Origin of the sequence: Microbacterium sp. A84 (genome assembly GCF_051842815.1) — a bacterium.
GTDB lineage: Bacteria > Actinomycetota > Actinomycetes > Actinomycetales > Microbacteriaceae > Microbacterium.
In genome coordinates, this window is sequence record NZ_JBPXMS010000002.1 from 350981 (window position 1) to 373314 (window position 22334).

Annotated in this window: 20 protein-coding genes and 1 pseudogene; 5 read left to right on the forward strand and 16 right to left on the reverse strand. The window is 66.3% G+C overall.

The genetic code is table 11. The features are described from left to right. Positions 1-16: 16 nt before the first annotated feature. From ACSU04_RS12000 to ACSU04_RS12050, 11 genes are all read right to left on the reverse strand, one after another. A complete protein-coding gene (locus ACSU04_RS12000) occupies positions 17-1054 on the reverse strand; it encodes a LacI family DNA-binding transcriptional regulator (protein ID WP_439285296.1) in 1038 nt (345 codons plus the stop codon). Between the two features lie 10 nt (positions 1055-1064). Continuing rightward, positions 1065-1934 (reverse strand): sugar phosphate isomerase/epimerase family protein, encoded by an 870-nt coding sequence (locus tag ACSU04_RS12005; RefSeq protein ID WP_439289673.1) that lies wholly within the window; start codon positions 1932-1934, stop codon positions 1065-1067. Continuing rightward, positions 1931-3118, reverse strand: a complete 1188-nt coding sequence (locus ACSU04_RS12010) for a dihydrodipicolinate synthase family protein (protein ID WP_439289674.1) — start codon at positions 3116-3118, stop codon at positions 1931-1933. Before ACSU04_RS12010 ends, ACSU04_RS12005 begins: the two co-directional genes overlap by 4 nt. Positions 3119-3121: 3 nt before the next feature. Next, positions 3122-4249 carry a Gfo/Idh/MocA family protein gene (locus ACSU04_RS12015; RefSeq protein WP_439289762.1) on the reverse strand — a complete coding sequence of 376 codons (1128 nt, stop codon included), beginning with the start codon at positions 4247-4249 and terminating at the stop codon, positions 3122-3124. Between the two features lie 212 nt (positions 4250-4461). Continuing rightward, positions 4462-5109, reverse strand: a complete 648-nt coding sequence (locus tag ACSU04_RS12020; RefSeq protein WP_439285291.1) for a hypothetical protein — start codon at positions 5107-5109, stop codon at positions 4462-4464. A gap of 30 nt (positions 5110-5139) precedes the next feature. Continuing rightward, complete coding sequence (locus ACSU04_RS12025) at positions 5140-6081, reverse strand: carbohydrate ABC transporter permease (protein WP_439285290.1); 942 nt, start codon at positions 6079-6081, stop codon at positions 5140-5142. After that, entirely contained in the window at positions 6078-7067 is a 990-nt protein-coding gene (locus ACSU04_RS12030; RefSeq protein ID WP_439285289.1) for a carbohydrate ABC transporter permease, read from the reverse strand. The genes ACSU04_RS12025 and ACSU04_RS12030 overlap by 4 nt, the downstream gene beginning before the upstream one ends. A 97-nt stretch (positions 7068-7164) precedes the next feature. Continuing rightward, positions 7165-8457 carry an ABC transporter substrate-binding protein gene (locus ACSU04_RS12035; RefSeq protein WP_439289675.1) on the reverse strand — a complete coding sequence of 431 codons (1293 nt, stop codon included), beginning with the start codon at positions 8455-8457 and terminating at the stop codon, positions 7165-7167. 249 nt (positions 8458-8706) lie between these two features. Next, positions 8707-9801 (reverse strand): Gfo/Idh/MocA family protein, encoded by a 1095-nt coding sequence (locus ACSU04_RS12040; protein ID WP_439289676.1) that lies wholly within the window; start codon positions 9799-9801, stop codon positions 8707-8709. 77 nt (positions 9802-9878) lie between these two features. Next, positions 9879-10772, reverse strand: coding sequence for a PmoA family protein (locus ACSU04_RS12045; protein ID WP_439285284.1), 894 nt, complete (start codon positions 10770-10772; stop codon positions 9879-9881). Positions 10773-10808: 36 nt separating this feature from the next. Beyond that, on the reverse strand, positions 10809-12584 hold the full coding sequence (locus ACSU04_RS12050) for an ABC transporter ATP-binding protein (protein ID WP_439285282.1): 1776 nt from the start codon (positions 12582-12584) through the stop codon (positions 10809-10811). An 82-nt stretch (positions 12585-12666) separates the two neighbouring features. Between ACSU04_RS12050 and ACSU04_RS12055 the strand changes: the two genes are divergently transcribed. Next, a complete protein-coding gene (locus ACSU04_RS12055) occupies positions 12667-13650 on the forward strand; it encodes a serine hydrolase domain-containing protein (protein ID WP_439285280.1) in 984 nt (327 codons plus the stop codon). 21 nt (positions 13651-13671) lie between these two features. On the opposite strand, the gene ACSU04_RS12060 is transcribed toward ACSU04_RS12055, so the two are convergent. Beyond that, positions 13672-14625, reverse strand: coding sequence for a LacI family DNA-binding transcriptional regulator (locus ACSU04_RS12060; protein WP_439285395.1), 954 nt, complete (start codon positions 14623-14625; stop codon positions 13672-13674). 162 nt (positions 14626-14787) lie between these two features. Here ACSU04_RS12060 and galT point away from each other — a divergent pair, with 162 nt between their 5' ends. Genes galT through ACSU04_RS12080 form a run of 4 tightly spaced genes read left to right on the forward strand, consistent with a single transcriptional unit; the run spans position 14788 to position 18726 of the window. Continuing rightward, a complete protein-coding gene (galT, locus tag ACSU04_RS12065) occupies positions 14788-16011 on the forward strand; it encodes a galactose-1-phosphate uridylyltransferase (protein WP_439289763.1) in 1224 nt (407 codons plus the stop codon). Further along, entirely contained in the window at positions 16008-17186 is a 1179-nt protein-coding gene (gene galK / locus ACSU04_RS12070; protein WP_439289677.1) for a galactokinase, read from the forward strand. Before galT ends, galK begins: the two co-directional genes overlap by 4 nt. A gap of 39 nt (positions 17187-17225) precedes the next feature. Continuing rightward, complete coding sequence (gene galE, locus ACSU04_RS12075) at positions 17226-18203, forward strand: UDP-glucose 4-epimerase GalE (protein ID WP_439289678.1); 978 nt, start codon at positions 17226-17228, stop codon at positions 18201-18203. 4 nt (positions 18204-18207) lie between these two features. Then, positions 18208-18726, forward strand: a complete 519-nt coding sequence (locus ACSU04_RS12080) for a GNAT family N-acetyltransferase (protein WP_439289679.1) — start codon at positions 18208-18210, stop codon at positions 18724-18726. A gap of 101 nt (positions 18727-18827) precedes the next feature. Here the strand turns inward: ACSU04_RS12080 and ACSU04_RS12085 are convergent, their stop codons facing one another. The 4 genes and pseudogenes from ACSU04_RS12085 to ACSU04_RS12100 form a co-directional block, all read right to left on the reverse strand. Then, a complete protein-coding gene (locus ACSU04_RS12085) occupies positions 18828-20171 on the reverse strand; it encodes an MFS transporter (RefSeq protein WP_439289680.1) in 1344 nt (447 codons plus the stop codon). Between the two features lie 11 nt (positions 20172-20182). Then, on the reverse strand, positions 20183-21094 hold the full coding sequence (locus ACSU04_RS12090; protein ID WP_439289681.1) for a polysaccharide deacetylase family protein: 912 nt from the start codon (positions 21092-21094) through the stop codon (positions 20183-20185). Further along, a complete protein-coding gene (locus tag ACSU04_RS12095; RefSeq protein WP_439289764.1) occupies positions 21091-21969 on the reverse strand; it encodes an ROK family protein in 879 nt (292 codons plus the stop codon). Before ACSU04_RS12095 ends, ACSU04_RS12090 begins: the two co-directional genes overlap by 4 nt. A 129-nt stretch (positions 21970-22098) precedes the next feature. After that, positions 22099-22311, reverse strand: a pseudogene (locus tag ACSU04_RS12100) (winged helix-turn-helix transcriptional regulator); the annotation flags it as partial. Between the last annotated feature and the right edge of the window lie 23 nt (positions 22312-22334).

The following is a 22334-nucleotide window of genomic DNA, read 5'->3' on the forward strand; positions in this document are numbered from 1 at the left end:
GTGAGCGTGTCCTCGGTCAAGACAGCGGGGGCGTGCTGGATCGCAGGAGGACTTCGAGCCGGAGCGCATCGTCGTCCTGCACCCAGTCCGGGTCAGTGGCGGCGCGGAAGGACTCGTATCCGACGTCTTCCAACGGCACATGCACGGTTGTGAGGGCCGGGGTGACGTCACGTCCGGTGGGGATGTCGTCGAACCCGCACAAAGCGATGTCGACGCCTACCTCACGTCCGGACGCACGGATCGCCGACAGAGCACCGATCGCGACCACGTCGCTGATGCCGAACACGAGCGTTCCTGGGTCGATGCCATCTGCGAGCGCCTGCGCCATGACGTCGGTGCCCGAATCGCGTGTGAAGGCACCACGATAGACGCGCGGCTGCGCTCCGCCTGCAGCGGTGAATCCATCTTCGAATCCAGCCAGACGTGCATCGCTGGTCACCACGCCCTCGGCCGCTGCAAGCACGATTGCCTGACGATACCCTCGCTCGGCGAGTGCGGCCCCCAGGGCTTTGGCTCCCCCGCGATTGTCGATGCAGACGGAGCGGACAGTGTCGGATCCGACGCCGAGAGCGACGACCCGTCCACCGGACGCCGTCACCGCGTCGAGCTCTTTGGCGAGCTCTGGTGCGATCTCGGGCGAGGGACGGGATGCCGCAAGGATCACGCCACGTGGGCGCTGACCACGGAGGGCTCGCACGAGGCGCACCTCGCGTTCGGGGTCGCGTTCGGTGATCGCGATCGTGACGACCAGACTCGCCTCATCGGCTCCTCGGGCGACGCCGGATGCCAGTTCACCGAAGTAAGGGTCGGCAATGTCAGCCACAAGCAGTGCAATGATGGCCGACGTGCCACGAGCCGTTGCTTGTGCCGACAGGTTCGCGGTGTATCCGAGCCTTTCAGCAGCTGCCTCGACCCGCTCCCGATAGGAGTCCGCGACCTTGCGCGTCGAGCCGTTCAGAGCACGCGATGCAGTGGCCAGAGAGACTCCGGCTTCTCGCGCCACGTCATGCAGCGTGGCTGAGCCGGAGTGCGCGGGAGCAGGAACGTCAGTCACAATCGTGATTCTAAGCGGTGAGGTGCGGCGAAACGGCTGAACCGAACCCCGCAGCAGTTCGTCGAACGACTTCGAGCGGGTCTGTCGCCCAGACTTTCTCGTTGAAAATCTCCACTTCAATGTCGCGGTCGTACCCGCTTGCGAGTACGGCACGCGTCATCGGCCCGAAGTCGATGACGCCTTCTCCCGGGTAGTGGCGGCCGAGGAGTACATCCAGCGGAAGCGGTGTCTTCCAATCACAGACCTGGTATGTCGCGATGCGTCTCTCACGACCCGCACGCTGGATGCTCGAGATCACATCCGGATCCCACCAGATGTGGAAGGTGTCCACCGTGACGCCCACGACAGCCGGGTCGAAGTCTGCCGCGATGTCCAACGCCTGCCCGAGAGTGGCAACCACGCAACGATCGGACGCATACATCGGATGCAGCGGCTCGATCGCGAGGGTGACACCTGCGGCGGCGGCGTCAGGGGCGAGTTCCCCGATGGCGTCGCGGACTCGCTCACGAGCCCCCACAAGATCGCGCGAACCCTCGGGCAGGCCGCCGGCGACGAGTACGAGAGTGGCGGTGGATCCTTCAGCGCCGGCCGCCGCGAGGACTGCAGCCTCCTCGATCGCGACCCGGTTGTCATCGATCGACGCGCGACGCGCTGGCCCCTCAGGAATCGTGAAGAAGCCACCGCGGCAGTGTGTGGTGAACCGCAGCCCCGAGTCGGCGAGCATCGCCGCCGCTTCCGTCAAGCCGACCGCCTGTACCGGCTCACGCCACAACCCGATCGCCTGGACTCCGGCCTCGACCGTCACCCGAAGCGCTGTGGCCAGGTCGGCGTACTTGATGGTGGCCTGGTTGATGGACAGGCGCGGGTCTGGAGCGTTCATGCGTCCACTCCGTTCAGGCGCAGCATCGCGTGCCAGCGGGTGTGGGCGAGTTCAGGGTCTTCCAGCGCGAGCGATGCGTTCGCAAGCTCGACGATGCGGCTGAGGTGCGGGAGGCTTCGGGCCGAGTGGAGCCCTGCGATCATCTGAAAAGCTGGCTGATGACCGTTCAGCCAGGACAGGAACGCCACACCCGTCTTGTAGTAGAACGTTGGCGCGGCGAACACCTGCCTGCTGAGTTCCTCGGTGGGCCCGAGAATGCGCAGGTACGCCTCGGGATCTCCGGCATCCAGCGCCTGAATCGCCGCCGAGGCGACCGGCGTGATTGCGGCGAACGCGCCGAGGAGCGCGTCGGAGTGACCGCTTCCTCGTCCGACAGTGTCTCCTCCGATGAGGTCGACGTAGTTGAAGTCGTCGCCGGTGAACATGCGCACGTGCTCAGGCAAGCGCGAGCGCACCGAGATCTCGGACTCGGCATTGAGCAGGCTCATCTTGACCCCGGCGATCTTTCCCGGGTTCTCCTCGATGATGTCCAGCAAGACCGCGGATGCGCTCTGCCAGTCCTCCGCACCGAAATAGCCGCGGAGCTCAGGATCGAAGGCGGTACCGAGCCAATGCAGCACGACTGGCACGGTCGCCGACTGCAGCACCTCGCGGTATACGCGACGGTAGTCCGCGGCATCCGTCGCCACACGAGCGAGGTGGCGCGAAGCCATCAGCACGGGACCGGCACCCTGTTCCTCAGTGAAGTGCAGCTGCTCCTTGTAGGCGTCGATGACGGCATCGAGCGAGATGTGCGACTCGGCGCCGGTATCAGAGGCGATGTGGTCGGTGTTGACACCGACCACGACCGAACCGCCCTCCTCACGGGCAACTTCGGCACTGCGGGCGATGAGCTCGCGCGTGGCTGCCGCGTCCAGCCCCATGTTGCGCTGCGCGGTGTCCATCGCATCGGCAACCCCGAGACCCCACGAGTAGACGTTGCGTCGGAATGCGAGGGTTGCATCCCAGTCGATGTCCGCGGGCTGACCCGGAGTGTTGTCAGCATGAACCTTGGGGACAACGTGCGCGGCGGCAAAGGCCACCCGGCTGCGCAGCGGCGCATTCGGACGGGTGTACGTGCCCGTGTCGTTCAGCGTGGCATCCGACAGCACACCGTCATCGGAGAGAAGGCGAAGCATCGTCATGGGTCAGTCCAGCGTCAGAGCTTCGAGAACGACCTTGCGACCCTCGGCGCTGGAGGTGAGTCCCGCCTCGGCGAACTGCACGCCCTTGGCCCCCGCAAGAAGGTCGAATGGGTAGTCGGTGCCGCGCACGAAGGACTCCAGATACTCCTCCCACTGCTGGCGAAAACCATTCAGGAAGATCTCGTTGGTGGGAACCTGCTGCCAGTCTGCGTCGTAGTCGTGAGTGTCTTCAAGGTCAGGGTTCCAGACCGGCTTGGGCGTGGCGTTACGCGGCTGGATCTTCGCACCGAAGAGTCCGACCACTGCCGACCCGTGCGTGCCGTCAACCTGGAACTCGACGAGCTCATCGCGGTTCACGCGCACCGTCCAGCTGGAGTTGATCTCGGCGATGACGCCGCCTTCGAGCTCGAAGATGCCGTAGGCGGCATCCTCGGCGGTGGCGGTGTACTTCTCGCCCTTCTCGTCCCAGCGCTCGGGGATGTGAACCGCGGCCTGCGCGTAGACGCTCTTGACCTCACCGAACAGGTTCTCCAGCACGTAGTTCCAGTGCGGGAACATGTCGGTGATGATGCCGCCGCCATCCTCGGTGCGGTAGTTCCAGCTCGGGCGCTGCGCCGGCTGCCAGTCACCCTCGAACACCCAGTACCCGAACTCTCCTCTGACCGACAGGATGCGACCGAAGAAGCCCGAGTCGATGAGTCGCTTGAGTTTCTGCAGGCCCGGCAGGTAGAGCTTGTCGTGCACCACACCGGTCTTCACACCGGCATCCTTCGCCAGACGCGCGAGTTCGAGCGCCTCTTCGAGAGTCTCCGCAGTGGGCTTCTCGGTGTAGATCGCCTTGCCCGCAGCGATCGCCCTGCGGATGGCGGATGCTCTGGCCTTCGTCACCAGGAAGTCGGCGTAGATCTCCCACTGCGGGTCAGCGAGTGCCGCGTCAAGATCGGTCGTGTAGTCCTCGATGCCGTGCACAGCGGCAAGTTCGGCGAGCTTGGTCTCGCTGCGACCGACGAGAATCGGCTTCACCGTCACCTTCGTGCCGTCTGAAAGTTCGATGCCCCCCTGATCACGGATCGCGAGGATCGACCGCACCAGGTGCTGCCGGTAGCCCATGCGCCCGGAGACGCCGTTCATGATGATGCCGATCTCGCGCACCTGCTGGCGAGTGGATGCCGCGGGGGCGGTAGCGAGCGTGGTCGTCTCTGACACTTTCGTTCCTTTTCTCCGGCCCACCCCGACTTGGTAAGCGCTTTCCAGTTAATTCATCATGGCATCGGAACACGCTTTCCGCAAGCCGCGCCCACGCTGTCTTGCCGTCTCAGAGGATCACAGTCAGCAGTCAGCCGTCAGCGGGAACGGCGACGCTCTGGGATCGCGACGACAGCGAGCGCCGCACATCCGATCGCGGGGACGAACAGTGGTGCGAGCGCCCACGTGGTCGCGACGACGAACACCGCCGCAGCGACGAGGTAGCAGGCGCCGACGATGTCTGCCCCGACGACGCTCGGGATCGCGCGCAGCGCACCCCTCCAGCCGAGTTCGGGCGTCCATGCGCCGGCGGCAGTGAGCAGCGCAAGCGCTCCGGCGGCGAGGCCAACCCAGCCGACGACCTCGATCATCGACCCTCCGGGCAGGAAGCCCGACCGCGCCAGATCGATGTCGAGCAACAGCACGAGGGCGAGAAGGGTTGCGCCGAGGCCGAGGGGCAGGCCCGGCAGGATCGCCCGCTTCACGTCCACCCAGAACAGACTCAGTCGTGAGTCTTCCGCCGCGATGAACCGGCGCAGATGACGGACGCCGGCGGCCAGCGCCGCGGGCAGCGTGAGGACCAGCACGCTGACGATCGTGATGAGGAGCCCGGTGAGCAGCACCTCGCCGAACAGGGCGAACTTCGCGCCTGCGCCCGGGAAGCGCGCAGGCTGCGCGTCGCCCCTAGTCGGACCACTGCCCGAGAGCGCAGCCCGGCGGGCGGCGCGCTCCTCGCGCCGGGACATCGTCATCTCCTCCTGCATGACCACGCTGACTTAGCCCTTCAGTCCCTGAGTGGCGACGCCGTCGACGAGGAACCGTTGGAAGGCCAGGAAGAACAGCAGCACCGGCAGCAGCGCAATGAACGAGGCGGTGACGGTAGCGCCGTAGTCACTGCTGGAGGTCTGGTCGTTGTACAGGCGCAGAGCGATCGGTAGCGGGTAGTTGTCGGGGCTGGTCAGGTAGAGCAGCGGCCCAAGGAAGTCGTTCCACGACCAGATGAACGAGAAGATCGCGCAGGTGATCAGGGCGGGCTTGATCAGCGGCAGGATGATCGCCCAGAAGATCCGGAAGTGCCCGGCGCCGTCGATGCGCGCAGCCTCGTCCAGGTCACGCGGCATCTGCCGAATGAACTGCACGAGCAGGAACACGAAGAACGCCTCGGTGGCGAGGAACTTCGGCAGCACGAGCGGCCAGAAGGTGTCAACCAGTCCGAGGTTGTTGAAGATGAGGTACTGCGGGATGATCACGACGTGGAACGGGAGCAGCAGCGTCCCGATCATCGCGGCGAAGAGGATGCCAAGGCCCTTGAACTGCACGCGGGCGAAGGCGTACGCGGCCAGTGCCGAGGACAGCACCGTGCCTGCCACGGCCGCGACGGCCAGGATGAGCGAGTTGAGGAAGAACCGCCACATCGGCACGCCAGCGATGCCGTCGGCGACCTTGATGTAGTTCTCGATCGTGGGCGAGTTCGGCAGCAGACCGGGGTTCTGGCCGAACTCCGCATTGGGCTTGAAAGTGGAGAAGAACAGCCACAGCAGCGGGTACAGCACGATCGCGGTGAGTACCAGCAACACGAGGAGCCACACAACGGTCTGCCAGGTCTTGCGCTTCACTCGGCGCCGGGGGGCAGGCGGGCTGGCCGGTGTGGTCTGCTGCACGGCGAAGACCGGAGTGGAGGCTGCACCGGACGTCGTGGCGGCGTTGGAAGTGCTCATCGGTTGTCTCCCGCGTAATGCACCCAGGAACGCTGGGTTCTGAAGAGGATGAAGGCAATGATCGCAACGACGACGAGCAGCACCCACGCGATCGCGGCGGCGTAGCCCATCTGCCCGTCGGAGAAGCCGCGCTTGTACAGGTACAGGGTGATGAAGTTCGTCATGCCCGCGGGACCACCAGAGCCGTTGGAGATGATGTACGCCGAGGCGAACACTTGGAATGCGCCGATCAAGCCGAGCAGCAGGTTGAAGAAAATCACTGGAGAGAGCATCGGCAGTGTCACTGCTCGGAAGCGGTGCCACGCGTTCGCGCCGTCCATCTCAGCTGCCTCGTACAGCTCCTTAGGCACCTGCTTGAGGCCGGCCAGGAAGATCACCATCGTGGCGCCGAACTGCCAGATCGCCAGCACGATCATCGCTGGCAGTACGAGTGAGGGATTGCCGACCCAGCCACCCAGGTCGAGGCCGAAGGACCTCAACGCGCTGTCGACGGGGCCGTCCGAGCCGAACATCGCCCGCCACACGATCGCGACCGACACCGAGCCGCCGATCAGACTCGGGGCGTAGAACGCCGAGCGGAAGAAGCCGGCACCCTTGTCTCGGTAGTTCAGCAGCATCGCGACCCCCAGGGCCGCGGCCAGAGAGATCGGGGTGCCGACAAGCACGTAGATCAGCGTGATCTGCGCCGACTGCATGAACTGCGGGTCGTTCGTGAACAGCCGCACGTAGTTGTCGAAGCCGACCCAGCGTGGCGGCTGGAAGATGTTGTACCGCGTGAACGATAGGTACAGGGAATACACCATCGGGATGATCGTGAGACCGAAGAAGCCAATCAACCACGGGATGAGAAAACCGTACCCGGCGGCGGTCTCGCGCAGCTGGCGACGCTTCTGACTGGGGCGGTTCAGACTCTCGGGCCGGCGGCGGCGCAGCGGCTGGCGCCGCTTCTCACCGGTGACGATGACTCTCGTCTCAGTCGTACTCACGGGGGCTCCTGTGGGGATGAGGGCAGTTCGGGTGGCGTCCTGGGTGCGGGGTCCGTGCGGTGATGCTACCGCCCGAACCCCGTACCCGTCAGCCAGATCAGCCGTTCAGGATGACGTCGATCTCTGTGAAGAGTTGCGCGACCGCGTCCTCGACGGTGATCGTGCCGAAGCTCAGCTCAGCGCCGAGCAGGCGGAACTTCTCCTCGATGGTGCCAGAGCCGACGATCGGCACCGGCGGGGCATCGCCGAGGCGGTCGGCGATCGAGGACTGGTAGTCCTTGATCTGCAGGCTCAACGGATCGAGGCCAGCCGCCTCGAGCGCGGTGCTCGACGCAGGCAGGCCGCGGTTCGTACCGAAGATCTCGCCCGACTGCGGAGAGTTGATCAGGAAGTCGACCAGCGTGGCGGCAGCCGCGGGGTGCTCGGTGCTCGCGGCAATCGAGTGCAGCATCGAGGGCTTCAGATACAGGTCCTTCGCACCTTCAACAGTCACCGGTGGAGCCAGCAGACCCAGCTCGGTGTACCCCTCGCCGAGGTTGCCGAGGAAGCCACTGCCGAAGTTGTCCCAGGTGAGCGCGCTGGTGGTCTTGGCCGCGTCGAACGGGTCGAGGGGCATCAGCTCTTCGATGAGCTGCCGCGGGACGCCGATCCCGTCGCGGACCTCCTGCCCTTCTTCCCAGAATTCGGCGAGGCGATCCTCATCGAAGCCGAGCGTGCCATCCTCGTTGAAGAGATTCCCGCCCTCTGCGCGCAACTGGAGCTCGAAGTTCTGGATGCGAGCGGTGTAGTCAGCGCCGCCCCAGAACTCGCCGCCTGCAGCCTCGGTGACGCCGGCCATCCAGTCGGTGTAGTCGGCCCACGAACCGCCGCCGAAGTCCTCGGCGCCGACCGTCGCGAGCAGCGTCGGATTGGTGAACAGACCCCACGCATTGGTCGAGGTCGGGATCGCATAGGTGGTGTCAGCCACAACGCCGATCGACAAGATGTTCTCGGAGAGCGGCTCGGTCTGAATGATGTCACCCAGGTACGGGTCAAGGTCGAGGAGAAGCCCGTTCTCGGCGTACTGACGAAGGTAGGAGTAATCGAACTGCATGACGTCCGGCAAGTTCTTGCCGGCGGCCTCAGTCTGGCGCTTCTCCCAGAATTCAGGGAAGCCCAGGAAGGTGGCGTTCACCGTAATGTTCGGGTGCTCCTCGTTGAACGCCTCGATGACCTGGTTGTACATGTCCGCGCGCACGTCGTTGCCCCAAAACGCGAGGTCAAGCGTGACCTCCTCCTCGGAGTCGACCTCCTCTGCTGGCTCGTTACCGCCGGCGGCGCAGCCGGCGAGTGCCAGGGCTGCGCCGGTGACGAGCGCGACCGCTGCGAGTGACCGCTTCTTGTTGAACATCTTTGTCCTCTCTGTGAACGTCCGCGTTCTCTGTGCTCGGGCGAACGTTCATTGTCCATGTGGGTGCAGGGTGGGCGCTATTCATATCGAACAGAAGATTACATTCAGGGAAAGCGCTTGCCGGTCACGGTACTACGCGTTGAAACGTTTTGCAAGCGTGTGACGCAACGCTTCCCCCTTGAGCCTGAATCGTGACGCGTCACCGGCATTCCTCCGCGCACCCGCGGTAGGTCTCGACACCGGTGAGCATCATGCGTCCGCGTCCCGCATGTCGGTCACCGGGCTCGCGAAACCGGTGCGATGCGTCGAGTGCGAAGCGAGATCGGCCGGCGTGATGACGGCTCCGTCCCTGGCTGCCGAGGCGTAGATCGCAGCGACGAGCTCGAACGAGCGGGCCGGTTCGTCTGCGGTCTCTGGCAGCTCATGGCCGTCCAGCAACGCGTCGAACACGTCGCGTAGCAACACCGCGTGGCCGCTTTGCTCTTCGACCGGCGGCAGCGCCCAGCCGTCGGACTCACCCTCGAAACCGGGAGCCGGTGTGATCGACCAGTTCACGTGACCGTGCCCGTAGAGATGGTCGACGGTCACGGTTGCCTTCTGGGTGTCGATGCGGATCGAGCTGGTCTCGCGTGGCGAGACCGCACTGGTCGTTGCCTGCGCGACGGCGCCGTTCGCAAAGGTGATGGTAGCCGTGGATGCGTCCTCGGTCTCGGTCTCGCGATCGAGCCGCCACAGTCGCCCCTGCACGCTCGCCCAGTCACCGAGAAGAAACGCGAGCAGATCGAGCTGATGGATGCCGTGACCCAGCGTCGTGCCGCCGCCCTCGGTCTTCCACTTGCCGCGCCACGGCGCGGCGAAGTAGTCCTCGCCGCGATACCAGAGCGTCTGGCAGACGGCGATCAGCGGGCGACCCAGCGCACCCTCGTGCAACAGACGCCGGATGTGCGCGGCGGCGGTACCGGTGCGCTGTTGGAACACCACCGCCAGCTGACGATCGGCCGCCGCCGCCGCCGTGCGCATCTCGTCCAGTTCATTCAGCGACGGCGCCGGCGGCTTCTCCACCACGACGTGCGCACCGGCGGCGAGCGCGGCAAGCGCCTGCTCGCGGTGCACCACCGGCGGAGTGCAGATGAGCACGACGTCCGGATGCTCCGCATCCAGCAGCGCGTCGAGCGTGTCGTACACAGCCGGACCGCCGTGCCGCTCAGCGAAGGCGTCGGCCGCGGCGCGCGACAGGTCGGTCACGGCGACAAGCTCGGCGCGCGGATGCACCGCCACCGCCTGGGCGTGGAGGTTGGCAACTGAGCCGGTGCCGACGATCGCGGCGCGGAGGGGGGAGATCATGCGGGAGCCTTAGAGTCTCGAAGAAGGAACGCTTTGAACTTTACGACGCGCACCAGAGGACATCGTTCCGATGCCGGTCACAGCAGCTCCCGCAGTCGCGCCGCGAGATCCGCGGCGGCATCCGCTCCAGCATCCGCGATCCCGACCGCGTAGCGGAACGTCGCCGTCTCACCCGGGGCGATCGTGAATTCCTCACTGAAGAACGGTGCCGGATTCAACGCGGCGAACTCCTCGGAGCGGGCGAACCACTGCGGCGGGTGATGAGGGTTGGACGTCGCATCGACCATCACGAGCAGCGACGTCACATCGATCTCGTCATGCCGGCCGGCGAAGCCCATCCACTCGTGACGCTGGCCACGGACGTCGGATCCAGACCCTGTCCCGTCTGCGGTGACGAGCATTCCGTCGGTGAACGAGCGCGGGCCGCGCCAGAACAGTCCGCCGTAACCGGCGTTGTCGCGGCCCTTCGTCGTCGGAGAGCCGATCAGGATCGGCGCATCCGTGATGTTGGTCATCTCGGTCGCGAACGTGAGCGCCCATGCCTCGTCGGTCAGTAGTCGCGCGGTGAGCTCGCGGCGCTCGGTGAAAAGACGGCGGCCATTCTCGGTGATCCATTCCAGATCGTGCGCGAAGCGGGCGATCTGGCCCTCGTCGACTGCGGTGACGGCGATATGCGCCTGTGTGCCGTCGTTGGGCAGCTGGACGTAGCCATGCCCGTGTACGTATGTGGGCCCGCCCCAGAAATTCTGGTCGTCGACGACCGGCAGGGACCAGGCGATACCCTTGTGCCAGACGTGATCCCACGGCCGGAACAGGCTCACCACCCGCCCAGCTCGCGTGCGCAGCGGATCGAGGTACGGCTTCGGCGACTCGAGCTGCGGCGAATCAGGAACGAAGACATACCGGAGCAGCTCGACGTCGCCGTCGCGGACGACGATCTCGGTGGCGGCACGATCGACGGTCAGGGTCATGTCACTCCTTCGTGGATTAGGACGCGAGGCAGTGGCTCAGGTGAGCCCCGCCTGGGTGAGGTGCAGTTTCGCGTAGCGACCTCCTGCGGCGAGCAGGTCGTCGTGGGTGCCGCTCTCGACGATCTGGCCGTGCTCGAGCACGACGATGCGATCGGCCTGCCGCACCGTGGACAGCCGGTGGGCGACGACGAGGGTGGTGCGCCCGCGCATGAGCCGTTCGAGCGCCTCCTTGACGAGCCCCTCCGATTCGGGGTCGAGTGCCGAGGTGGCCTCGTCGAGTAGCAGGATCCGCGGATCGCGCACGAGCGCGCGGGCGATCGCCAGACGCTGACGCTGCCCGCCCGACAGTCGCGCACCCCGCTCGCCGACGACGGCATCCCAGCCCCGTGGCTGGTCCTGCACGAACTCCCACGCGTTGGCATCGCGCAGCGCCTGGCTGATGCGTTCGTCCGTGGCATCCGGCATCCCGTACGCGATGTTGTCGCGGATCGATCCCTCGAACAATACTGATTCCTGCGGCACGACCGAGACGAACCGGCGCACGGTGCGCATGTCGAGCTCCCGCATGTCGGCGCCGTCAAGCAGGATGCGTCCCCCGCTCGGCCGCACGAAGCCGAGCACCAGGTTCATGAGGGTTGACTTGCCCGATCCGGACGAGCCGACGAAGGCGACTGTCGCTCCGGTGGGGATCTCGAGATCGATACGATGCAAGGCGTCGACGTCCGCGCCGGCGTAGCGCTGAGAGGCGTCCTCGAGCGTGATCGTGCCCTCGACGGCATCGACCCGGAGCTTGCCCTCGTTCAGCTCGACGTCTGGTTCCTGCAGCACCTCGGCGATCGAGCGCACGGACTCCAGGCCGCGCGCACCGACTGGAATCAGCATGAGCAACTGGGCCAGTCCACCGGTCAGCAGCGTGAAGTATGTCGACAGCAGCACGACCTCACCGGGAGTGACCGGCAGGAAGCCGGTGAGCGAAAACACGGCGGCGAGCACGAGGCAGCCGACGCCGAGCAGTTGCATCGCAACCCAGGAGATGGAGGCGACGTGCCCGTTGAGCATGTCGAGGTGAAGGCCCGCGCGGCGCACACCATCGGCGCCGCTGGCCACGCGGGTGACTGCGGTCTGCTCAAGGCCGTGCGCTCTGGTGATGGGGATGAGCGAGGCCATCTCCCCCACCCTCACCGACAGCGTCTCCACCTCGCGGCGAAAAACCTCGTTGCGCGTACGCGAGCGTGTGCGCATGCCGTAGCGGATGCCGATTGCGATCGGAACGGTCAGCGCGTAGACCGGCAGGAACTGCGGCACCACGATCGACGTCATCGCGATCGCGCCGGTCATGACCATCGCCGCGGACAGCAACGGATGGGTGACCTGCTGAAGCATGAGTTCGACGTTCTCGACGTCGCGCACGACCTTGGTCTGCACGATCGAGGAGCTGACTCTGGTGTGATATCCGATCGACAGACTCTGCAGTCGCGCAGCCAGTGCATTGCGCAGATCGGCGCCGGTATCACGCACGACCGTCATGAAGCTGCGAGTGTAGAGGATGTGGTTCGGGTAGTTCTGCAGCAGCAGGAAAGCGGCCAGTGCGAACCACCACAGCACGGCGGATGGCTCACCCCCGTCGGCGACGATGTCGATGATGGCCGCCGTGACGACGGGGAGGAACCACAGCGGGATCTCCTTCACCGTGAAGGCGAGAACGGCGACGAGCATCCGTCCGGGGCGGCGCATGAGCAGCCGCAGCACCGACCACGTCGGGTGAGACCCATCGATGAGGTCGGGGATGCGGGAAAGCGCTCTCCGTGTCACGGCTCCATGTTAGTCCCTCGGGTTAGGCTGACGGCGTGACTTCCCACTTCCGGGTCGGCGAGACCGACTTCCTGCTCGACCGATGACCTTTTCCGCTGCGTTCGACTGGGTCCGCACGCACGTCGAGGCTGGCCGTTTGCCCACCGCCGTGCTCGGCATCGCCTCCGCCGACGGTACCGTCGCCCTGGAGTCGTTCGGCGACGCACGCGTTGACGACCGCTATCCGCTGTTCTCGATCACCAAGCCTCTCGTCGGCATCGCCGCGGCGCGCGCGATTGAGCGCGGCCTGCTCACGCTGGATACGCCATTGACCGCCGCGCTGCCGGCGTTCGGCGACGCGCGCGACGACACGCACGACGACGACACTGTGCGGCTGCGGCACCTGGTCAGCCACACCTCCGGGATCAGCGAACCCCCGATGGACTCCGCGCCGCCCCTGCGCGAGGAACTGCTCGCACAGGGTCGCGACTTCGTCGCTGGCGCAGCATCGCGGTACTCGACACTCGCGTTCGAGGGCATCGCCGCGCTTATCGAGCAGGCCACCGACAGAACGTGGGAGGCCGAGGTCGCAGCGTGGGTCGCCGAGATCGGCGCAGACGGGCTGAGTCTCGACCTGTCCGACGCGCATCCGGTCATCGATGCGGCCGCGGCAGGCCTGGACATGACCCGATTCGCGCGCAAGCAATCTCCCGGCGCGGGTGTTGCCGGACGCGCCGACGACTTGCTGCGGCTCGGCACGGCGCTGCTGCGCATCGGCGAGGGCGAACACGGCGGAATCCTGCATCCAGCGACCCTGGAGATGATGCGACGTCCGCTGACGGGCAAGATCCCCCGGCTCGAGCCGTATCCCGCCGAGCGCGGGCAGGACTGGGGTTTCACCTGGAACCTGCGCACGCGTGCACCTGACCTCGTTGACCGTGACGTGTACGGCCACAGCGGCTGGGCCGGAACGGAATTCTGGGTGCATCCAACCGCAGGCGTTGCATGGGTGCTGCTGACAAACCGGGCGATGCGTGAAGGCATCAACATCGACGAGCTCGACAACGCGATCGTTGGAGGTCTCTGAGGCTCACGCCGCGGCCGTGAGCTATGTCGAGCGAGTGCTGGCTCGGTCGATGAGCGTAGCGGGAATGACTGCGGGCGGAACCAGCTCTTTCCCGTTGATCTCGGCGACGAGCGCCGAGACGGCAGCGTTCGCGAGCGCAGCGAAATCTTGCCTCACAGTGGTCAGCGGCGGGCGGTAGTTCGCGGCATCCGGCACGTCATCGAAGCCGATCACGCTGACGTCTTCCGGAACCCGTCGCCCCTGCTCGGCGAGTGCGCGAATGAGGCCAAGCGCCATCTGATCATTGGCGCTAAAGACAGCGGCGGCCCCGGACATGCCAGGTGCAGCCGCGTAGCCGGAATCGGCAGACCAGTCACCTCTCACCACGGGTTCCGGGTCAAGGCCCGCGCTTCGAAGCGTCTCCCGCCAGCCGCGCTCGCGCTCTGTCGCGGCAAACGATCCCTCCGGCCCGGCCAAGTGCCAGACGGTGTCGTGGCCGAGATCGAGCATCCTCTTCGTCGCCGCCGCGGCTCCACCGGCGTGATCGCTGTGCACGATGTGAAGATCGGATGCCGCAGGCGCATCGACGACGACCAGCCGCAGTCCCTCTGGCAGATCGCTCGCGCGCGTCATCGCCGACGCTTCGTTCAGAACGATCGCACCGTCGACGCCCTGTTCGTGGAGGCGATCAAATGCTGTCGCGACCGAGTCGCCAGCCGTGACAACGAGCAGCGCGTAGCCACGCAGCTCGGCCGCTGCGGCGGTCGCCTGCAGCATCCGCGAGTTTCCCACCGTCGCCAGCGTGGTCACGACGAGGCCGATGGTCTGCGTGCGGCCCGTACGCAGCGCTCTGGCCGCCCGATGGGGCCGGTAGCCGAGTTCGACCATCGCCTTCTCGACCTTGGCACGGGTGGCGGGGTCGACACGAGGGCTGTCGTTGACGACCCGCGACACGGTCTGGCCGGAGACTCCCGCGCGGCTGGCGACTTGCGCCATGGACACTCGGCCCGACGAGGGGCGTTGCGGGCGCGCCCGGTTGGGCTGGATCAGGTCGTCTTCCCCGGGCATCCGTCTCCCTCAACCGTTCATAACTGCGCCGCTCACAATTCTGCAATGTTGACGTTACCATCGCCCAGCAGGTACCGTGTTTACGTGAACATGCAAGAATCTGCGGAGTTACGCACGTCCGAGTTGAGTGCCGGCATCGTCAAGCGCGCCACCACGCTCGCCGACGGCCGCGACCTCGTCTACTACGACGACCCGGGCACCACACTCGGCGCGGAGCGCGCTGTGGATGCGCGCGTGCTCGATCCGCGTCCTGACACCGCGAACATGCGCCTCGACGTGCTCACCGGAGACTGGATCACCGTCGCCGCGAACCGGCAGAACCGCGTCATGATGCCCAGCGCCGACGCCGACCCGCTGGCACCGCAATCGCCGACGAACCCCTCAGAAGTGCCGTCGCTCTATGACGTCGCCGTCTTCGAGAACCGCTCCCCCGCGTTCGGCCCCGCTTTGCCCGATGGCTTCGGCGGAGTGCCCTTCGCGGCCAACCCGCCACGAGGTCTGGATGATCTCGCCGCGCTCGGCCTGGGCCGCACCCGCACCTCGGTCGGCCGCTGCGAGGTCGTCTGCTTCAGCCCGGACCACTCGGGTTCCTTTGGCACTCAGACCGTCACTCGTGCCCGCACCGTGATCGAGGCCTGGGCAGACCGCACCGCCGCGCTGTCGCAGATCCCCGGCATCGAGCAGATCTTCCCGTTCGAGAACCGCGGCGAAGCGATCGGCGTCACGCTCCCGCACCCGCACGGCCAGATCTACGCCTACCCGTACGTCACTCCGCGCACCGCCCGTGCACTGGAAAGCATCGACCGCACCGCACCCGATCTGTACCAGCGCATCCTCGAGTCAGAGCAGGACTCGGAGCGCGTTGTGTTCCGCGGCGAGCACTGGACCGCTTTCGTGCCGTTCGCCGCGCGCTGGCCACTCGAGGTGCATCTCATGCCGCACCGCCATGTGCCGGATTTCGCCGAAACGACCGTCGCCGAACGCGATGAGCTCGCTCCGCTGTACCTGAAGCTACTCAAGGGCGTCGACGCGCTCTACAGCACCCCCACGCCGTACATCGCCGCCTGGCATCAGGCACCGGTGAACGTCGGACGCGAGACGGTGCGCCTGCACCTGCAGCTGACGAGTCCGCGTCGCGCCGCCGACAAGCTGAAGTTCCTCGCCGGCTCCGAGGCTGCCATGTGGGCATGGGCTGCTGAAGTCACTCCAGAGCAGGGCGCCGCCCGCATCCGCGAAGCGATCGAGCGCGCAGAGCACAACAGTGCAGACCGCAACACTGCACAGGACAACGATGCACAGGAGATCAGCGCATGACCGCTCCCCAGGATGCCGCACGCACCCTCTTCGAGCAGCTCACCGGCCACGCCCCCGCTGGCGTCTGGTCGGCACCGGGCCGCGTCAACCTCATCGGTGAGCACACCGACTACAACGACGGTTTCGTGCTGCCGTTCGCGATCCCGCACCGCACATATGCCGCGGTCGGCATGCGCGAGGACGGCCGCATCCGCGTCGCCTCGACCTTCGCCGAAGAGGCCGTCGAAGTTGCCCTCGATGAGCTGAACACCCTCTTCCCGACGGCGACCGGCGCAGAACCGGCCGTCGCCGAGTGGGCCGCATACCCGCTCGGCGTGGCCTGGGCGCTGCAGCTGGCCGGAGCCACCGGAGTGGGCGTCGACATCGCGATCGCCTCTGACGTCCCCGTCGGCGCGGGGCTCTCCTCGTCTGCCGCGATCGAGGGTGCCACAGCATCCGCTCTGAACGAGCTCTGGGACGCGCAGCTTGACCGCAGTGCCCTGGCCCGAATCGGCCGCCGCTCGGAGAACGATGCCGTCGGCGCCCCGACCGGCATCATGGACCAGATGGCATCGATGCTCGGCGAAACCGACGCCGCACTGTTCCTGGACTGCCGCACCCTCGACGCCAACCTGGTCCCACTCAGCATGAGTGAAACCGGACTCGCGATCCTCGTCATGGACACCCGTGTCAAGCACGCGCACTCGACCGGCGGATACGGCGAGCGCCGCGCGTCCTGCGAGCGCGGTGCCGCGATCATGCGTGTTCCGTCGCTGCGCGACGTGTCCGTCGACGACCTGCCCCGCGCCAAGGAGCTCATGGATGACGTGACCTTCCGCCGAGTGCGCCACGTCGTGACCGAGAACCAGCGGGTGCTCGACACCGTCACCGCGCTGCGCGCACAGGGCCCCCGCGCGATCGGCGCGCTGATCGTCGCATCCCACGTCTCGATGCGCGATGACTTCGAGATCTCGATTCCCGAACTCGACACCGCCGTGGAGACAGCCCTGACTGCCGGCGCGATCGGCGCGCGCATGACCGGCGGCGGCTTCGGCGGCGCAGCGATCGCGCTCGTCGAGCAGGGTTCCGTGCAACAGGTGTCGGATGCCGTGACCGCAGCGTTCGCCGCATCCGGTTTCACGGCTCCGCACATCTTCACGGTGACGCCCGCCGCTGGCGCCCACCGCGACTCCTGACGCCTGCGAGAATAAAGAGTCACGAGGAAGAGGGAACGAATGTCCTGGATCGTCACCGGCGGCGCCGGCTACATCGGAGCGCACGTCGTGCGCGCACTTGCGGATGCCGGACTCACCCCGGTGATCCTGGATGACCTGTCCAGCGGCGTTGCATCGTTCGTGCCTGAGGGCGTGCCGTTCGTGCAAGGCAGCATTCTTGACCGCGCACTCGTCGAGAAGACGCTCCGCGACCACAACGCCGAGGGCGTCATCCACGTCGCCGGCTACAAGTACGCAGGTGTTTCGGTGAACCGCCCGCTGCACACCTACGCGCAGAATGTCGAGGGCACTCGCGTGATCCTCGAGGCAATGGATGCCGCAGGCGTCACGAACATCGTGTTCTCCTCGTCCGCCGCCGTCTTCGGCACCCCTGACGTGTCGCTCGTCGTCGAGGAGACCGCGAAGAAGCCTGCCAGCCCCTATGGCGAGTCGAAGCTCATCGGCGAATGGCTGCTGCGAGACCAGGCCATCGCGACCGCCGATTCTGACAAGCCGCTGCGTCACACGTCGTTGCGCTACTTCAACGTCGTCGGCTCCGCGGACCCCACGGTGTACGACGTCAGCCCGCACAACCTCTTCCCGATCGTGTTCGAGGCGCTGATCGCCGAGAAGACTCCGAAGATCTTCGGCGATGACTACAACACCCCGGACGGCACCAACGTCCGCGACTACGTGCACGTTGGCGACATCGCCGCAGCCCATGTCGAGGCTGCAAAGCGGCTCGCGTCCGGCGCATCCATCGAGGCCGCCTACAACCTCGGATCCGGCGACGGGCTGAGCGTGAAGCAGATCATGGATGCCGTCGCACGTGTCACTGGAATCGACTTCACGCCGGAGATCGGCCCGCGCCGCCCCGGCGACCCCGACCGGATCGTCGCCACCGGCGAGCTCGCCGCCCGCGACCTGGACTGGAAGATGCGCTACACCGTCGACGAGATGGTGCGCACCGGCTGGGAAGCTCGCCGCAACGCCGAGTAGCCCGATGCTGATCCGGGATGCCACCACTGCTGACGCGCGCGGCATCGCCCGCGTGCATGTCCACTCGTGGCAGAGCGCCTACCTCGGCCTCCTGCCGCAGGATGTGCTCGACGGGCTCTCGATTGAGGATCGCGTCGAGCGCTGGGTCGGCATCCTCGCCGAACCCGCGACGAACTCGCACACGCTGGTCGTCGAAGCACACGGCGAGATCCTGGCGTGGGCATCGTTCGGCGCAGCGCGCGATGACGATGCACCGGCGACCGGTGAGCTGTGGGGCATCTACGCCCACCCGGATTCCTGGTCGACCGGCGTCGGGCGCGCGCTCCTTGCTGCGGTTGAGGATGCGCTCCGAGAGGATGGGCATCGCAGCGCGTACCTGTGGGTGCTGGATGGCAACGATCGCGCGGCGGACTTCTACGAGCGTCACGGTTGGACCGAGGACGGCGGAACCAAGCTCGACGAGCGCCCGGGCTTCACATTGTCCGAACGCCGCCGGGTGAAACAGCTCATCCCCGAAATCTGACCGTCCCAGCGGTACAGATGTCGGTCAGAAGTACGGATGCCTGCCGAACACCGGGATCTCGACCGACATCCGTGATCTGACCAGACATCTGTACCGCGGAATCAGCCCTGAACAGGCTCCACATCGCGCACCCGGATCGGGTACAGCCAGAAACACACCCACCCGAGCGCGGTGAACACCATCGGCACGACGGCCAGCATGATCCGGATGCCACCGTCCACGGCCTCCGGCTGCGAATCGCCCAGCGCAGCGTCGAACCCGCTGGCGTTGAGCACCCACGCGGCAACGATCGCCTGCAACACGATGGAGCCCTTCACCACGAAGCCGTTGACTCCGAAGTACACGCCCTCACGGCGAAGACCGGTGCGCTGCGCATCGTCATCGATGATCTGCGAGAGCACGACCTCCAGCAGCTGCAACAGGCCGCCCACCCCAACACCGACCGCGACGCCGACCAGCGCCGCGCCAAGAACACCCGACGGCAGCAGATACCCGAGCACGGCGATGCCGAACACACCGACCGCCCACAGCAGCGCAGCGCGTGGTGAAGTGCGGCGGACGACCCAGCTCCACAGGAAGATCGCCGGCACCGCGACCACGAAGATCACGCCGAGCAGGATGCTGCTCTCACCCTCCGCCGCATGCAGCGAGTACCTCACGTAGAACGGGATGGCCGCGAGGATCACGGCGATCGAGGTCTGCACGAACAGCGACCCCAGCACGTACGGCACGAAGGCCCGGTTGGCGAACGTGTATCGCAGCTGGTCCTTCCACGTCATCGAAGACGACGCCGACGCCGTAACCTCGCCTCGACGCTCGACCATTCCGCCGGCGAACGACCAGCCGAACATCACCAGACACACGAATCCGAGTGCGATTGCCATCCCCGGCCAGCCGATGCTGTCGTAGAGCAGCGGCGCTCCGGCAGTGCCGAGAATCATCCCGACGATCGCGAAGACTTGACGAGGCACATTGCCGCGCGCCCGTTCCTCGGTCGTGCGGAATATCTCCGGGAACAGCGCCGAGATGTTCAACACGACGACCACGAATGCGATGTCGTACACGGCGACGACGATGAGGAACCAGGCGATCAGCCCGCCCGCGGGCAGTTCCGGAGGGATCCAGATCAGCGCGAACGCGACGACCAGCGGAACGATGCCGAGCCCGATCCACGGGATGCGTCGCCCCCAGGGCGTGCGAATTCGATCGGAGAGCGCACCGACCACCGGATTCAGCACGGCGTTCAGGATGCCGTGGGCGATCATCGCCGCCGCCACCCACTCTGCGGCCACGCCGAGGTGGGCGACGTAGAAGTAGACGACGAAGGCCGAGAAGGTCTGCCCCATCAGCTGCACTGGGAAACCCGATGCACCGAAAGCCATGGATTGGGCACGGGTAGGCGCCGCGCCAAGGCGACGGTCGCGGATACGCGCGGTGAGACTCATCTGCGGGGCTCCTATCGGCGCTGCAGGTCACGCAGCGCACGCCAGCCTATCCGGATGAGCCCCTCTTCCTCGATGGTCTGATGAACAATCGGATCAGCAAGCAGCCGACGCTCATACCCACGTTTGCTCGAACTGTGATCGACAGCCGCGCGCAACTCTGCAGAATCGACCATCGGATGCAGGTAAATCTCAGTGACTCCGGCCGGCACGGCGCGCAGCAATTCGAGGAACCCATCCCTGACCTGCTCGTACGTCTCCTCCGCATCCGTGCCCTCACCTGCCAGCGCGAAGGGGTGCGTCCACAGCCGGTCGAGGATGACGATGCCCGCGGCATCCGCCGCCTGCGTCGCACGATCGAGGACCGGCTGGAGGTCCGCGCCGAACTCGGTCCCTTCGACGACGCGGGGCAGCCGGAACGGCAGACCGTGCCGCACCGCAAGCTCGAATACCGGGCCGAGCAGATCGCGCCCGGTGTGCAGGCCGTAGACCGACCCCATGTGGTTGTCGATGTGGGTGACGTCGACGCCCGCGTGCAGCGCTGCTTCCAACTGCGCCGCAAGCTCGGCTGCAACATCGGCGACGGAGGCGTTTTCTTCCACCGAGCGGACATCGGCCGGGAAGTAGCCGTCCGCATCGACGAGAGTCGACCCATTCCCGGTCAGTGGACGCCAGCGGTACCTGCTCCACTCACTGGTGAGCACCAGATGCACGCCGACATCCAGCGTCGGGTTGGCTGCGGCGAAGGCGAGCGCTTCCGGCGCCCACGCGCAGGGCACCATGACGGTTGTCGAGTCGAGATGCCCTCCGACAAGCATCTCGGTGATGGCCTCATTCGCCGCATGGCACATGCCGAAATCGTCGGCGTTGAGGATGATCGCTTTCGCGTCGGACGGAAAACCCAATCGAGAGACGAGCGATGTCATCGCGTCACCCGGTACTTTCCAGAAAGGATGCCGGACTGTCCAGAAAGGATGCCGGTGAACTCGCGCTCGCGCAGCGCCAATGTCGCCTCACCGATCGCACCGATCATCGTCGCCTCTCGCCCGAAGGCGGAGGGCACGAAGCGCAGCGTCAGCAGATGAGAAATCGCCTCGGCCGCCCGAAGGATCGCGGCAAAGAAACACGGATGCGCGGCGTGCCCACCCAACACGAAGGCTTCTGGGTCGACGACAAGGGTCACACTCCCTGCCACGAGCACCAGCCGCCTCGCCAGCTCGTCGATCATCGTCTGGGCAGCGTCATCGCCGGCCGCGCAGGCGTCGAGGTGCACAGCAAGCGGGTCAGCCGGGTCACGCCCGTTGCTGCGGGCGAGGTCTTCGACGACCGTCTCGTTGATGAGCGGAACACCGATGGGCACCGGCGACTGCGGTAAATACTGCACTTCACCGGAGACCCCGGCGAAGCCGCGGCGCAGCAGGCCGCCCAGCACGGTGCCCGCACCGAGCCCCTGGTCGATCATCAGCAGGGTGAAGCTCTCCAGGTCATGCCCGACACCGGACTCCGCCTCGGCGAGCGCCGCGAGGTTCACATCGTTCTCGACCTGCACCTGGCAACCGAGAAGCCCTTCCAGAGCCGCACGGAAGGCACCACCATCCGGACCCTGGTCGTCTCTGATCTCACCGTCGGGCCGGACGATCCCCGGCATGGCGACGACCGCGTGGCGCAGCCGGCCCGGGGCAGTCTGCGCGCAATCCGCGATCATGCGGGCGATATCGACGGCGCGCTCCTCGACACGACCGAGCGGGGCATCCTGCGCGGCGCGCACGGTGCCGGTGGGATCGATCAGACTGACGTGCATCGCATAGTGATCAACATGCACGGCGGCCGCGAACCCCAGTCGGGGATGTAGGGAGACGCGGGTTGCCGCCGGCCCACGCGTGTCTCGGTCCACCCCAGCGGATGCTACGGCGTCCCCAGCCTCGAGCATCCTCAGGACCTGAGTCACAGCAGTCCGCGACAACCCGGTCTCGCCCATCAACTCCGCACGAGTCAAAGGCCCACGCTGCGCCAAAGCCTCCAGGATCGCTCTCGAATTAAGCGTACGCAACAGGGTTTGCGGCCCTGCCAGAGGTTTCGTCACAGTATGTCCTCGTGCATCGTCGTCAACAGTATGACATGAAGTGTCACACAAGAGCGACACTTTGAGTCACATTGCGGCAGCGG

Excerpts from the sequence above, each read along its gene's own strand:
- ACSU04_RS12085 (WP_439289680.1), bottom strand. The coding sequence starts at position 20,171 with ATGAGTCTCACCGCGCGTATCCGCGACCGTCGCCTTGGCGCGGCGCCT.
- ACSU04_RS12025 (WP_439285290.1), bottom strand. The coding sequence starts at position 6,081 with ATGAGCACTTCCAACGCCGCCACGACGTCCGGTGCAGCCTCCACTCCG.
- ACSU04_RS12020 (WP_439285291.1), bottom strand. The coding sequence starts at position 5,109 with ATGTCCCGGCGCGAGGAGCGCGCCGCCCGCCGGGCTGCGCTCTCGGGC.
- ACSU04_RS12035 (WP_439289675.1), bottom strand. The coding sequence starts at position 8,457 with ATGTTCAACAAGAAGCGGTCACTCGCAGCGGTCGCGCTCGTCACCGGC.
- ACSU04_RS12045 (WP_439285284.1), bottom strand. The coding sequence starts at position 10,772 with ATGACCCTGACCGTCGATCGTGCCGCCACCGAGATCGTCGTCCGCGAC.
- ACSU04_RS12090 (WP_439289681.1), bottom strand. The coding sequence starts at position 21,094 with ATGACATCGCTCGTCTCTCGATTGGGTTTTCCGTCCGACGCGAAAGCG.
- ACSU04_RS12080 (WP_439289679.1), top strand. The coding sequence starts at position 18,208 with ATGCTGATCCGGGATGCCACCACTGCTGACGCGCGCGGCATCGCCCGC.
- ACSU04_RS12060 (WP_439285395.1), bottom strand. The coding sequence starts at position 14,625 with ATGGCGCAAGTCGCCAGCCGCGCGGGAGTCTCCGGCCAGACCGTGTCG.
- ACSU04_RS12095 (WP_439289764.1), bottom strand. The coding sequence starts at position 21,969 with ATGCACGTCAGTCTGATCGATCCCACCGGCACCGTGCGCGCCGCGCAG.
- ACSU04_RS12015 (WP_439289762.1), bottom strand. The coding sequence starts at position 4,249 with ATGAACGGCGTCTCCGGGCGCATGGGCTACCGGCAGCACCTGGTGCGG.
- galT (WP_439289763.1), top strand. The coding sequence starts at position 14,788 with ATGCAAGAATCTGCGGAGTTACGCACGTCCGAGTTGAGTGCCGGCATC.
- ACSU04_RS12005 (WP_439289673.1), bottom strand. The coding sequence starts at position 1,934 with ATGAACGCTCCAGACCCGCGCCTGTCCATCAACCAGGCCACCATCAAG.
- ACSU04_RS12010 (WP_439289674.1), bottom strand. The coding sequence starts at position 3,118 with ATGACGATGCTTCGCCTTCTCTCCGATGACGGTGTGCTGTCGGATGCC.
- ACSU04_RS12055 (WP_439285280.1), top strand. The coding sequence starts at position 12,667 with ATGACCTTTTCCGCTGCGTTCGACTGGGTCCGCACGCACGTCGAGGCT.
- galE (WP_439289678.1), top strand. The coding sequence starts at position 17,226 with ATGTCCTGGATCGTCACCGGCGGCGCCGGCTACATCGGAGCGCACGTC.
- ACSU04_RS12040 (WP_439289676.1), bottom strand. The coding sequence starts at position 9,801 with ATGATCTCCCCCCTCCGCGCCGCGATCGTCGGCACCGGCTCAGTTGCC.
- galK (WP_439289677.1), top strand. The coding sequence starts at position 16,008 with ATGACCGCTCCCCAGGATGCCGCACGCACCCTCTTCGAGCAGCTCACC.